Annotated in this window: 13 protein-coding genes; 9 read left to right on the forward strand and 4 right to left on the reverse strand. The window is 60.9% G+C overall.

Features of this window, described 5'->3' with window-relative positions:
• The first annotated feature begins 48 nt into the window (after positions 1 to 48).
• The 5 genes from yidC (at position 49) to CLV89_RS18775 (ending at position 5,121) form a co-directional block, all read left to right on the forward strand.
• Positions 49 to 1,872: a membrane protein insertase YidC gene (gene yidC / locus CLV89_RS18755; RefSeq protein WP_106165249.1), complete on the forward strand. Its 1,824-nt coding sequence runs from the start codon at positions 49 to 51 to the stop codon at positions 1,870 to 1,872.
• On the forward strand, positions 1,869 to 2,618 hold the full coding sequence (locus CLV89_RS18760; protein ID WP_106165190.1) for an MOSC domain-containing protein: 750 nt from the start codon (positions 1,869 to 1,871) through the stop codon (positions 2,616 to 2,618). Before yidC ends, CLV89_RS18760 begins: the two co-directional genes overlap by 4 nt.
• Positions 2,618 to 3,268 (forward strand): ribosome biogenesis GTP-binding protein YihA/YsxC, encoded by a 651-nt coding sequence (gene yihA / locus CLV89_RS18765; RefSeq protein WP_106165191.1) that lies wholly within the window; start codon positions 2,618 to 2,620, stop codon positions 3,266 to 3,268. The genes CLV89_RS18760 and yihA overlap by 1 nt, the downstream gene beginning before the upstream one ends.
• Positions 3,225 to 3,635 (forward strand): DUF2946 family protein, encoded by a 411-nt coding sequence (locus tag CLV89_RS18770; RefSeq protein ID WP_243395079.1) that lies wholly within the window; start codon positions 3,225 to 3,227, stop codon positions 3,633 to 3,635. The genes yihA and CLV89_RS18770 overlap by 44 nt, the downstream gene beginning before the upstream one ends.
• A gap of 73 nt (positions 3,636 to 3,708) precedes the next feature.
• Complete coding sequence (locus CLV89_RS18775) at positions 3,709 to 5,121, forward strand: PepSY-associated TM helix domain-containing protein (protein ID WP_106165193.1); 1,413 nt, start codon at positions 3,709 to 3,711, stop codon at positions 5,119 to 5,121.
• 81 nt (positions 5,122 to 5,202) lie between these two features.
• On the opposite strand, the gene CLV89_RS18780 is transcribed toward CLV89_RS18775, so the two are convergent.
• The gene (locus CLV89_RS18780) at positions 5,203 to 5,934 is read right to left on the reverse strand and encodes an SDR family NAD(P)-dependent oxidoreductase (RefSeq protein ID WP_106165194.1); all 732 of its coding nucleotides are present in this window, start codon (positions 5,932 to 5,934) and stop codon (positions 5,203 to 5,205) included.
• A gap of 176 nt (positions 5,935 to 6,110) precedes the next feature.
• On the opposite strand from CLV89_RS18780, the gene argB reads away from it, so the two are divergent.
• From argB to CLV89_RS18800, 4 genes are all read left to right on the forward strand, one after another.
• On the forward strand, positions 6,111 to 6,971 hold the full coding sequence (gene argB, locus CLV89_RS18785; protein ID WP_106165195.1) for an acetylglutamate kinase: 861 nt from the start codon (positions 6,111 to 6,113) through the stop codon (positions 6,969 to 6,971).
• A gap of 80 nt (positions 6,972 to 7,051) precedes the next feature.
• Positions 7,052 to 7,753 (forward strand): ferredoxin, encoded by a 702-nt coding sequence (locus tag CLV89_RS18790; RefSeq protein ID WP_106165196.1) that lies wholly within the window; start codon positions 7,052 to 7,054, stop codon positions 7,751 to 7,753.
• Positions 7,750 to 8,247, forward strand: coding sequence for a SixA phosphatase family protein (locus CLV89_RS18795; protein ID WP_106165197.1), 498 nt, complete (start codon positions 7,750 to 7,752; stop codon positions 8,245 to 8,247). Before CLV89_RS18790 ends, CLV89_RS18795 begins: the two co-directional genes overlap by 4 nt.
• 207 nt (positions 8,248 to 8,454) lie before the next feature.
• Entirely contained in the window at positions 8,455 to 8,880 is a 426-nt protein-coding gene (locus tag CLV89_RS18800; protein ID WP_106165198.1) for a GNAT family N-acetyltransferase, read from the forward strand.
• 239 nt (positions 8,881 to 9,119) lie between these two features.
• On the opposite strand, the gene CLV89_RS18805 is transcribed toward CLV89_RS18800, so the two are convergent.
• Genes CLV89_RS18805 through CLV89_RS18815 form a run of 3 tightly spaced genes read right to left on the reverse strand, consistent with a single transcriptional unit; the run spans position 9,120 to position 12,522 of the window.
• Positions 9,120 to 9,911 (reverse strand): amino acid ABC transporter ATP-binding protein, encoded by a 792-nt coding sequence (locus CLV89_RS18805; protein WP_106165199.1) that lies wholly within the window; start codon positions 9,909 to 9,911, stop codon positions 9,120 to 9,122.
• A 12-nt stretch (positions 9,912 to 9,923) separates the two neighbouring features.
• Positions 9,924 to 11,252 (reverse strand): amino acid ABC transporter permease, encoded by a 1,329-nt coding sequence (locus tag CLV89_RS18810; protein WP_106165200.1) that lies wholly within the window; start codon positions 11,250 to 11,252, stop codon positions 9,924 to 9,926.
• Between the two features lies 1 nt (position 11,253).
• Entirely contained in the window at positions 11,254 to 12,522 is a 1,269-nt protein-coding gene (locus CLV89_RS18815) for an amino acid ABC transporter permease (RefSeq protein ID WP_106165201.1), read from the reverse strand.
• Positions 12,523 to 12,614: the final 92 nt, after the last annotated feature.

Genomic DNA, 12,614 nt, shown 5'->3' on the forward strand with positions numbered 1-12,614 from the left:
CTCTGTTGAACCACACCCTGTCTTTGCATGCATGAGGTGGCTGTCCAGATGGACGATCAGAACAAGAATCTACTGCTCGCAACCGCTCTGAGTTTCCTCGTGATTCTCGGCTGGTACTTCTTCTTTCCTCCCCCGGAAGAGGCTCCGCAACCGGAGGCCCAGGTGGCAGAGACCATCGCGGCCCCGGACGGGACATCGGCCCCTGCGGCCGCGCCCGCAGCAGGTGCGGCAACCGGTGAGGTCGACGCGGCCGCCACCGAAACGCAGACCGTTGCGGACACACCGCGCGTGGAGATCAACACCCCCCGTGTCGAAGGCTCCATCTCGCTCACAGGCGGACGCATCGATGACCTCAAGCTGAAAGACTACCGCGAGACGCTGGACGATGATTCGCCCATCGTGACCCTGCTGTCGCCCGCAGGCGACGCAAATGCCTACTACGCGCTCTATGGCTGGGCCCCCGGCACCGGTCTTGGCATCGAAGACGTGCCCACAGCAAATACCGAGTGGCAGGCAGAGGACGGCGCGACCCTGACCCCGGAGACCCCGGTGACCCTCACCTGGGACAACGGCAACGGGCTGACCTTCACCCGCGAAATCGCCATCGACGCGGATTACATGTTCTCGATCACCCAGTCGGTCACCAACCAGACCGGCGGCTCTGTCGCACTGGCCCCCTACGGCACCCTTGCCCGTCATGGCCTGCCGGCGAACCTCGAAAACTTCTTCATTCTGCATGAAGGTGTGGTCGCCATGGCCGATGGTGAACTCGCCGAGATCGACTATGACGACATGGCCGACTTTGACCCGGATCCGCGCGACGGCTCGCGGGCTCAGGTCACGCCCGTCACCGAAAATGGCTGGATCGGCTTCACCGGTCACTACTGGATGTCTACCTTGATCCCTGGCCCCGGCGACGCCTTCCGCTCCATTGCCAAATATGACGAGCGCCGCGACATCTATCAGACCGATGTGGTGCTGCCGACGGTCACGCTCGCCGCCGGCGAGAGCACCGCTGCCAGCACGCAGCTGTTTGCCGGCGCCAAGGAATGGGCCACCATCCGCGAGTACGAGCGCGGCGGAATCGACGGCTTCCTCGACTCGATCGACTGGGGCTGGTTCTTCTTCTTCACCAAGCCGATCTTTGCGGTGCTGCACTGGCTCAACGCTGCCATCGGCAACATGGGCGTCGCAATCATCGCGCTCACCTTCCTCCTTAAGATCCTTGTTTTCCCGCTGGCCTATAAATCCTACGCCTCCATGGCGCGGATGAAAGAACTGCAGCCAGAGATGGAAAAGCTGCGCGAACGCGCGGGTGACGACCGCCAGAAGGTCCAGAAGGAGATGATGGAGCTTTACAAGCGCGAGAAGGTCAATCCGGCGGCAGGCTGTCTGCCGATCCTGATCCAGATCCCGATCTTCTTCTCCCTCTACAAGGTTATCTTCGTGACGCTGGAGCTGCGCCACTCGGCCTTCTTTGGTGTTTTCCGCGACCTCTCTGCGCCCGATCCGACGTCGCTCTACAACCTCTTCGGCCTGTTGCCCTGGGGGGCACCGCCTGTGGATTCGATCCTTGCGCTGGTGTTCATCGGCGTCCTTCCGATCCTGCTCGGTGTCTCCATGTGGCTGCAGCAAAAGCTGAACCCGGCACCCACGGATGAAACGCAGGCGATGATCTTTGCCTGGATGCCTTGGGTCTTCATGTTCATGCTGGGTGGTTTTGCGTCGGGCCTCGTGGTCTACTGGATCACCAACAACGTGATTACCTTCACCCAGCAGTATCTGATCATGCGCAAGCACGGGTATTCGCCGGATGTCTTTGGCAACATCAAGTCCAGCTTCAAGAAGAAGCCCAAGGCAGAGAAAGAATGACAGCAACTGTCAAACAAATGTGGCGGCACCCGATCAAGGGGATCGGGGCCGAACCACTCACAGGGGTCCGTTTGGAAACAGGCGGACCCATGCCTTTGGACAGGGCCTGGGCCGTGTTGACGGGCAATGCAGAAGATACCGGCGCATGGCAGCCCTGTCGCAACTTTGCGCGGGGCTGTTTCGGTCCGGAACTGATGGCCGTGACCGCCGAGACCCGCACCGATGCCGAGGGCACCAGGATTACCCTGCGCCACCCGAAACAGGGTGAGATCACCCTGAACCCTGCCAGCGACAGCGACCAGCTTGTGGAATGGCTCCAACCGATCTACCCGGCGGAGCGTCCGCAGCCGCACAGCCTGATTTCCGCCCCGGAGGGCGGCATGGCCGATGCAAGCTTTCCCGCACTCTCTATTCTGTCTCTCGCCTCCCTGCGCGCCCTTGGCGACGCTCTGGGGCAAGAGCTGGACCCGCGTCGCTTTCGCGGCAATCTCTGGATTGATGGCACCGAGCCGTTCGCCGAATTCGACTGGATTGGCAAGACGCTGCAAATCGGCGCAGTGCGTCTTCAGGTGGTCGACCGGATCACCCGCTGCCGCGCCACGGAAACAAACCCCGACACCGGCGCGCGCGATGCCAATACGCTCAAGGCCCTGCGCGAACATTGGGGTCACACCGATTTTGGCATCCGTGCCAAGGTCCTGTGCGATGGCGAAATCGCTCTCGCCGACACCATAGAGGTTCTTTGATGCAATTGCCCTTCCCCCTCGCTGAAGAGCCCGAAGCCATCGCCCATGAAACAGGGCGCAAGCTCTTTGCCGGGCAATCGGAGTTCGTAAAAGGCGTGGTCGCCATGTCCGGCCTGCCGCCTGCAGACCGGATGGAGGTCTGCTTTGCCGGGCGTTCCAATGTCGGGAAATCCTCGCTGATCAACGCGCTGACCGGCACCAAGGGCCTGGCCCGTGCCTCGAACACACCGGGACGCACGCAGGAAATCAACTACTTCACCCAAGGGCCCGAGCTCTACCTCGTTGACCTGCCCGGCTATGGCTATGCCAATGCGCCGCTGGCGGTGGTGGAGAAATGGCAGCGCCTTCTGAAACAGTATCTTTCCGGCCGCCAAACCCTGCGCCGCGCCTTTGTGCTGATCGACACCCGCCATGGCGTGAAGAAGGTCGATGAAGAGATCATGAAGCTGCTGGACACCTCTGCCGTGACGTTCCAGGTGGTGATGACCAAGGCCGACAAGGTCAAGGACAAGGACCGCGCCAAGATCCTCGATCAGGTGCGCGAGGCGCTGTCCAAACATCCCGCAGCCTATCCCGAGATCGTGCTGACCTCCTCGGAAAAGGGCGATGGCATCGCCACCCTTCGATCCATCATCGCGCATCTGGACTAAGCCTCTGCGCCGCCTTGTGCCATACTTGGGCCTGCTGGCCATCCTGATCGCCGGACTGGTTCCGGCGGGCTGGATGCCGATGTCGGCGCAGGACGGCAAGCTGCTACTTGTGCTCTGTACCGGGGACGGCCCACAGGAGATGTGGGTCGAACTCGATGATGATACGCCAGCGCATGAGGAGGACGACCACGGCAATCGACATTGCCCCTTCGCCTCACACCCGCCGCTGGCGGCACATCAGGCGGTCGAGTTGCCGTTGCCCCTGATGGGGCCGGAGCGGGACCTATGGTTCCGCGCCCCTTTCACTCATCACACCGCCGGGTTTCACTGGCGCTATGATGCTCGCGGTCCGCCCGCCCTCTCCTGATTCCAAAACATCGTCATCTTGACTGCACCGAGCCCCAGGGCCCGGCCCCTTTTTGGTATGGAGATCTCTCTCAATGGCACTGAGCCAAACCGCAGGCATGGACAGCCGTCCTGCCGCCCCGAACCTGTCGCAAAAATTCTATTTCGCCGCATGGCGCTGGCACTTCTACGCTGGCCTCTACGTGATCCCCTTCCTCATCATGCTGGCGCTCACCGGCCTCGGCATGATGTATATCTCGGTCTTTGACGGGCGTGACGGCGAGTATGTCGCCGTGCCTGTCGGCGAGACCGTGCAGCCCATCGAGCTGCAAACCCAAGCTGCAGTGGATGCCATTCCCGGCGCCACACTGATTGAGTGGATCGGCCCGAAGGCCGACGACCGCGCCGCCGTCGTGCGGGTCGCCGTGGAAGGCGGCAACCGCATGGTCGCCGTCGATCCCTACACGACCGAGGTCGTGGAAAGCTGGGATCGCCGCGCCGGGTGGTATGATTTCCTATCCGACATCCATGGCACCCTGCTGATCGGCGACACAGGTGACCGGCTGATCGAAATCGCGGCCGGTCTGGCCATCGTGCTGGTGCTGACTGGCCTCTACCTCTGGTGGCCGCGTGGGGACTGGACCTCTGCCTTTGTTCCCCGGCTTGCCGCGAAGGGCCGCGCCCTGTGGAAGAGCCTGCATGCGGTGATCGGCGTCTATATCTCGCTGATATTGGTGGTGTTTCTTGTCTCTGGTCTGTCTTGGGCGGGCATCTGGGGCGAGCGGTTCGTGCAGGCCTGGTCGACCTTTCCCGCGCAGAAATGGGACGCGGTGCCCCTGTCGGACAACACCCATGCCGGTCACATGAACCATGGCGCCATGAAGGACGTACCTTGGGCGCTGGAGCAAACTCCGATGCCCGAATCCGGATCAGACGCTGGGATCACAGGCCTGCCCGAAGGCACCGTGGCCACGGCAGACAGCATCTACGCGCTTGGCCGCGCGCTTGGCTATCAGGGCCGTTTCCGCATCGTGTTCCCGCGCGATGACGCCGGTGTTTTCACTCTCAACCAGGACAGCATGAGCAACGACAGCGCCTGCCCGACCTGTGACCGTACCGTGCATGTCGACCAGTTCACCGGCAAGATCCTCGCCGATGTCCAATTCTCCGACTATTCGCTGGCGGGCAAGTCCATGGCCGTGGGCATCGCCTTCCACGAAGGCGACATGGGTCTGTGGAATATTGTGCTGAACACCGTGTTCTGCCTGTCAGTGATCTTTGTTTGTGTCTCAGGCGTGGTCATGTGGCTAAAACGCCGCCCCACGCGCGCCGGTCGCCTTGCAGCGCCGCCGGTACCGCAGGATCTGCCGTTCTGGAAAGGGGCAGTCCTGATCGGGCTCTTTGCCTCACTGGCCTTCCCGCTGGTGGGTCTGACGCTGCTGGCGGTGCTTGCACTGGATGTGTTGATCCTGTCGAACCTGCCCCGCCTGAAGCGCGTGGTCAGCTGACGGTTTGCCCTCCGCAGTCTCACCGCTGCGGAGGGATCTCCCACACGATGGACCTTCAGCGGCCCGCCAATAAAGGCCGCGTCAGACGTGCTGCGCACCGTTCACTTCGATCTCGGTGCCGGAGATATAGCTGCTGTGTTCCGAACAGAGGAAATAGATCGCATCCGCCACCTCCGACGGCTGCCCCAGACGGCGCATCGGTAACTGCTCGACGATCTTGTCGGTGCCGGGGCTGAGGATGGAGGTCTCCACCTCGCCCGGCGCGATCGCGTTCACCCGCACCCCAAGCGGACCGAAGTCATGCGCCATCTCCCGCGTCAGCGCCGCCAGCGCCGCCTTTGAGGTGGCGTAGGCCGCACCCGCAAAGGGATGAACCCGGCTGCCAGCGATCGAGGTTACGTTGACCACCGATCCCTTCGCCGCTGCCAGTTCCTCCTTCAGGCCGCGCGCCAGCACGACCGAGGCAAAGAAGTTGACGTGAAACACCTTGGCCCAATCCATCAGATCGGTGTTGAGCGTGCTCAGCCGCTCCCCCTCCGGCCCCTTGGGTGAGACGCCGGCATTGTTCACCAGCGCATCAAGCTTGCCGCCCTCAAGCCGTTCCTGGATCACCCCAACGGCGTTGATGGTATCCGAAGGGTCCGACAGATCCAGCTGCACATGGTTTTCCTCGCCGCCGCCCCAGGGACATTCCTTTGGAAACGGCTGGCGCGAACAGGTGATGACCCGCCAGCCCTCGGCGTTGAACCGGCGCACGGTGGCATGGCCGATACCGCGGCTTGCGCCGGTCAAAAGCAGGGTTTTGCGACGCATGGCGCGGATCCTTTCGCGGGTGACTCAATGCCCTCGACACTAGCACCCGCACCCGTGACGGCAATGCCGCGTAGACCATCCCGTGCCAGATCATCCTTGGCAGATGCTGCGGAAATGCGTAACACCCTTGTAACACCCCACCCCGGCACAGTCCGGGGCATCAGGACCTGACAGCGATGAAGACCCAAGACATGAACCGCGACTGGATTGCCACTGCCGAAACCCTCTCGAGCGCCCTGCCCTATCTGCAGCGCTATGACGACGCCATCGTGGTGATCAAACTCGGCGGTCACGCCATGGGCAGCGACGAGGGCATGGAGAGCTTTGCCCGCGATGTGGTCCTGCTGCGTCAGGTCGGGGTGAACCCGGTTGTCGTGCATGGCGGCGGCCCCATGATCAACGCGATGCTGGACAAGCTGCAGATCCGCTCCGAATTCGTCAACGGCAAGCGTGTGACCGATGCCGCCACCATGGAAGTGGTCGAAATGGTCCTGTCCGGCATGGTCAACAAGCGCATTGTGCAGGCGATCAATGCGCAGGGCGGCAAGGGTATCGGCCTGTCGGGCAAGGATGCCAATCTCATCACCTGCGAGCCGACCGACCCCGCGCTTGGCTTCGTCGGCACCCCGTCGGAGGTGAACGCCGACATGCTGAAGAACCTGTTCGAGAAAGAGTTCATCCCCGTCATCGCCCCGATCGGTTCCGGCGCCGAGGGCGGCACGTTCAACATCAACGGCGATACCGCCGCCGGGGCCGTGGCCGCCGCGCTGCGCGCCGACCGGCTGTTGCTGCTGACGGATGTCGCCGGGGTCAAGAACTCGGATGGCGTTGTTGTGACAGAGCTCACGGCCGCGGATGTGGATGCCATGACCGCCGAGGGCGTGATCGCCGGTGGGATGATCCCCAAGACCGAAACCGCGCTGGCCGCGGTACGCGGTGGCGTGCGGGCCTGCACCATCGTTGATGGCCGGGTGCCAAACGCGGTTCTGCTGGAACTGTTCACCGACCATGGCGCCGGATCCATGATCCGCAACTAAAATTGCCAGTGTTAAAGACGACAGGCCGACTGTCGTTTGCGCGCTTGCCACGGGCGGCCAATTCCGCGTCTGCTGGGGGTATGACTGATGTCCCGCCACCAGAACATTCCGCCGCGACAGATCGCTACCACCGCATCCTGGCTGTGCTTCGCCGGCGTGGCCTGATGATCTATGGTGGCATTCACCCAGAGCGTGTGCCGGTGCCCGGAGTTGCCAATGGAACGCTGCTTCTGATCGGTACAGCCAGCACCTTTTGGGACAAGTTTTGCGCTGCGCCCGAAGGCACCGACACGTCCCCCGACCCCATTGATCGCTATTCCACCCGCGTGCTGACCGCCCTGGCAGAGCAGCTGCAGGCGATCACTGTATATTTTCCCTTCGGTGAGCCGCCTTACGCGCCGTTCGTCGCCTGGGCGCTGGCCTCCGGTCGTGCTTTCACATCCCCGTCGCAAATGCTGGTGCATGATGAGGTCGGCATGCTGATTTCCTATCGAGGAGCGCTTCACTTTGACGAGATATTTGCCCTCCCGACGCCCCGGCACACGCGCTCGCCCTGTGAAACCTGTGTCGCCCGCCCTTGCCTTGCTACATGCCCGGCACACGCACTGGTTGACGCCGGCCCCTACAAGCTGGCAGCCTGTCACGACCACCTTGATACGCCGCAGGGAGCGGAGTGCATGGCATCGGGCTGCATTGCGCGCCGGGCCTGCCCGCTCAGTGCCGGTGCCGGGCGCCCAACAGCGCAAAATACCCACCACATGAGATATTTTCATCGCCCATGACCTGCACCTTGTTTCTGACCCGCCATGCCAAATCCGCGTGGAACACCGACGCACCAAGCGACCATGCACGACCTCTCAACAAACGGGGCCGTCGCTCTGCCGGCGCCCTGGGCAATTGGTTGCACCAACAGAGCGTGCAGCCGCAACAGGTCCTGTCATCCTCTGCACAGCGCACCCGTGAAACCTATGAGCTGATGGAACTCCCCGCCCCTGCGACCTTCACCGAGCGTCTCTACCACGCCAGCGCCCAGATCATTCTCGACGTCCTGCGCGAGGCCTCGAAACCTAATGTGCTACTGCTCGGTCACAATCCCGGCCTGATGCAGTTCGCCCATGACATCGTGAAACACCCGCCCGCTCATTCCCGCTTTGAGGACTATCCGACCGGCGCCACACTGATGGTGCAGTTCGAGATCGCCTCCTGGGATCAGCTGCAAACCGCATCCGGTAGGGTGCTCGATTTCGTGGTGCCCCGCGAACTTCTGGGCGAATAGTGATTGCGCCCCCCCCTGCCCGCGCGTAATCTATCGCACATCGAAACAGGAGATTTGATGTCCCGTTGATGTGGGCGCTGCGGCGCCGCTGACGCACTTTTAAACACACACAAGCGGTCGCTGCCTAGGCCGCTCCTGTTAATGTGCGCTTCTCACACTCAATTCATTCGCCGCCTCAGCGCGGTCTACGACGGGATATCCCTGACAATGATCAGACCCTACACATCGTCGGACAAACCGACAGTCCTCCACATCTGGCGCAGCGCAAGCGCAATCGCTCACCCGTTTCTGAGCACCGAACACACGGATCAGGCAGAAGCCATGATCCGCGACCAATTCCTCGACCTTGCAGAAACATGGATGATCGAAGCCAACGGCACTGCGGTCGGCTTCATCGCCCTGCTCGGCACGGAGGTCGGTGGGCTCTTTGTGCTTCCAGCGCACCAAGGCAAGGGCCTTGGCCGTGCCCTGCTGAACCACGCCGCACAATCCCGCGCACAGCTAAGCCTGTGCGTTTTTTCCGCAAATCACGCCGCCCGCGGTTTTTATACGGCGTATGGATTTGAGGCGGAAGAGGAACGGCTCAACGACTTCTTCGGCCACCCAGAGATTGTAATGCGTCGACGCTGCTAACGGGCTCAAGGGCGGCAGGCGGGTGGCATCCATGTGGTGCTGCCCGCTTCCGCGCCATTGCGCATTTCCGTGCCACTCTTGGGCGCGCGCTTGGCCTATCTTTCAGCTTTTCAAAAATATCTCGGGGGATCGGACCCGCAGGGGCCGACAAGGGGGCAGCGCCCCCTTGCCATCACCAGACAAGTGAAAAGGCCGGGCAATGCCCGGCCTTTTCTCAATTCAGCAGCAAAAGCAGGTCCTCAGTGACCGAGGATCTGACTGAGGAACAACTTGGTACGTTCGCTCTGCGGGTTGTTGAAGAACTCTTCCGGCTCGTTCTGTTCCACGATCTGCCCGGCATCCATAAAGATCACACGGTTCGCCACCTGACGGGCAAAGCCCATCTCATGGGTCACGCAGAGCATGGTCATACCTTCTTCGGCCAGCTCGATCATGGTGTCGAGCACCTCTTTGATCATCTCCGGATCCAGCGCCGAAGTCGGCTCATCGAACAGCATGATGCGCGGCATCATGCACAGGCTGCGCGCGATCGCCACACGCTGCTGCTGTCCGCCCGAAAGCTGGCCGGGGTATTTGTCGGCCTGCTCTGGAATCTTCACCTTCTCGAGGAAATGCATCGCGCGCTCCTCGGCTTCTTTCTTGGGCGTTTTGCGCACCCAGATCGGCGCCAGCGTGCAGTTTTCCAGGATCGTCAGATGCGGAAACAGGTTGAAGTGCTGAAACACCATGCCAACCTCGGAGCGGATCTTGTCGATATTCTTGAGGTCATTCGACAGTTCCGTCCCATCCACCAGAATATTCCCCGCCTGGTGCTCCTCAAGAGCGTTCAGGCAGCGGATCAGGGTGGACTTGCCAGAGCCCGAAGGCCCGGCAATTACGATACGTTCACCCTGATTTACCGTCAGGTTGATATCGCGCAGCACATGGAAAGACCCGTACCACTTGTTCATATCGGAGATCTGGATTGCGACCTCATCCGAGACTTTCATCTTGGAGCGATCGATTTGACGGTCGAGAGCAAGTTCAGACATCTGTTGAACTCCTTATCGGTGGCCAGTCTGGAGTTTGCGCTCCAGATACATGGAATAACGGGACATGCCGAAGCAGAAGACGAAGAACAGGAACGCGATAAAGCCGTAAAGCTCCCACACGAGGCCGTTCCAATCGGCGTCAGCACGAATGGCGTTGGTGAGGTTCAGCGGGTCGAAGAGACCGATGACCGACACAAGGGTGGTGTCCTTGAACACGCCGATGAAGGTAGAAACGATGCCCGGGATCGAGATCTTCAGTGCCTGCGGCATGATGATCAGACGCTGCGCCTGCCAGTAGTTGAGACCGAGACTGTCGGCGCCCTCATACTGACCCGTCGGCAGAGCGGCGAGACCACCCCGGATCACCTCGGCCATATAGGCGGAGGCAAACAGCGTCACCATGATGAACACGCGCATGATGATGTCGAAGTTGGTGCCCGGCGGCATGAAGATGTTCAACAGCGTCGAGGCCACAAACAGAAGCGTGATCAGCGGCACGCCGCGGATGAACTCGATGAAGCACACGCAAAGCGTCTTGACGATCAGCAGATCCGATTGCCGGCCCAGTGCCAACACGATCCCGATCGGCAGCGACAGGCCAATGGCCACCACCCCGATGGTAATCGACAGCATGAAGCCGCCAAAGGCACGCGATTGCACCGGTTCCAACGCGAGCGGCATGATCGAGGCAAGCCCCGAAGACAGCAATGACGCGGCAAACATCCACCAAAGCACCGCCGATACGACACCGACGATCAGCGCGATCAACTCCGAAGTGCTCTTGAGGAGCCACTTGTAGACCACAAAGCCCACCACGAACCCCAGAGCAACCGCAACTGGCGTCCAGATCGTGCCGCCCCACAGCAGCCATGGCATGATGAAAGGATAGGCGCCCGAGAAATAGATCAGCTTGCCCGAAACCCGGTCCGAGTAGAGGATCGGGGCCAGCGCCACGGCCAGCAACACAAAGGCCAGAATCGGACGCCAGCGTTGATCCACTGTCCCCTCTTCCGTTCCGTTTGGATAGAAGCCGAACAGCAACTGCGGCCAGCGCTCGGCGATCACGCCCCAGCACGCCCCGGCATTGTGCCCGGTCCGTCCCAGCTGCTCAAAGATATCGCGGCATTCGGGCAGCGAGGCCGCCGACCATGTCGGCACCCAAGCCCAATGAAACAGCCCCATCAAGAGTTGGATCACGAAGTACAACGCAACCAGTGTCAGGATCGAATTGAACCAACCGGAGAACAGATTGGCGCGCATCCAGCCCACCACACCGACAGCACTGGCTGGCGGATCCTTCTGCGGCAGCATCTCAGTGCGTACGAAAGAAATGTCACTCATATTACCGCTCCACCAGTTTAACGCGATTGTTGTACCAGTTCATGAAGCTGGAGATCAGCAGGCTGATCGTCAGATAGACGAGCATACCAAGCATGACGGTTTCCAACTCCCGTCCGGTCTGGTTCATGGTGATCCCCATCAATGTACCGGTCAAATCCATGTAGCCAACGGCAATCGCCAGCGAGGAGTTCTTGGTCAAGTTCAGATAGTTGGAGATCAGCGGCGGAATGATGACCCGCAGCGCCTGCGGCAGGATCACGAGGTTCATGATCCGCTTGGGACGTAGGCCAAGGGCCGCAGCCGCCTCTGTTTGCCCCTGGGAGATCGCAAGGATACCAGAGCGCACGATCTCGGCAATGAAGGCTGCCGTGTAGAGCGACAAGGCCAGCCACAGCGCAATCAGCGAGTTGCGCATATGGGTGCCGCCTTGGAAGTTGAAGCCCTTCAGCTCCGGATAGCCAAGATGGAAACCCAAGACCAACAGCAGCAGCACAGAGGGCAGCAGAACAACCGCGGCACGGATGTGCCATATGGTTGGACGCAACCCGGTGGACTCCTGCTTTGCATCGGCCCATTGACGGATCTTCGTGGACACAAAGAGGCTGCCACCCAACACGATCAGAAACGCTATGAGATCAAGCGAGATATCGAAACGAACGGCGGCATCACCAAACACCGAGACATTGCCCAGCGAGTTGTGGAACAGCGGTTCGGGCACATAGACGCCGCGATTGGTCAGCGCCACGCTGTCCATAACATGCATGGCCGCATCAGAGTTGTCTCCCCTGAACGCGCTTGGGGCCGGCAGGGTCTCGATCATGATCGCCATGATGAAGACAATCCAGAGCAGGACCGGCACGTTGCGGAACATCTCCACATAGACAGTCATCAGCCGTGCGACGAGCCAGTTCGAGGACAGGCGCAGCACGCCAATGATCACACCAAGAACGGTCGCGGTGATACAGCCGAGAAAGGCAACGAGCAGCGTGTTCAGCAGACCGATCAGGGCGGCCCGCATGTGGCTGTCCTGGTTGTCATAGTCCAGAAGACGCTGGTTGATGTCATAGCCGGCGGGCTCTGACAGGAAACTGAAGCTAGGCTCTTTGCCCAGATCTGTAAGGTTTTGAACGGTATTGCTGATCACCCATCCAACGAGGATGAGAAACCCGATCATCGCAACCACCTGAATGGTCGCCGAACGATAGCGGGTATCGTAAATCAGCATCGACAACCGAAAACTCTGTTTCGGCGGGTCAGACAAAGTCGACATATGTAGGGATCCCCGAGGCCTGCAGTTCCAATCCTCCCGGCAAGGTTTTCCCTCGCTCTGTGACTGGTCGCAGATTTCGTTATTTTACTGGG

The organism is Tritonibacter scottomollicae (assembly GCF_003003215.1).
GTDB classification, from domain to species: Bacteria; Pseudomonadota; Alphaproteobacteria; order Rhodobacterales; family Rhodobacteraceae; genus Epibacterium; species Epibacterium scottomollicae.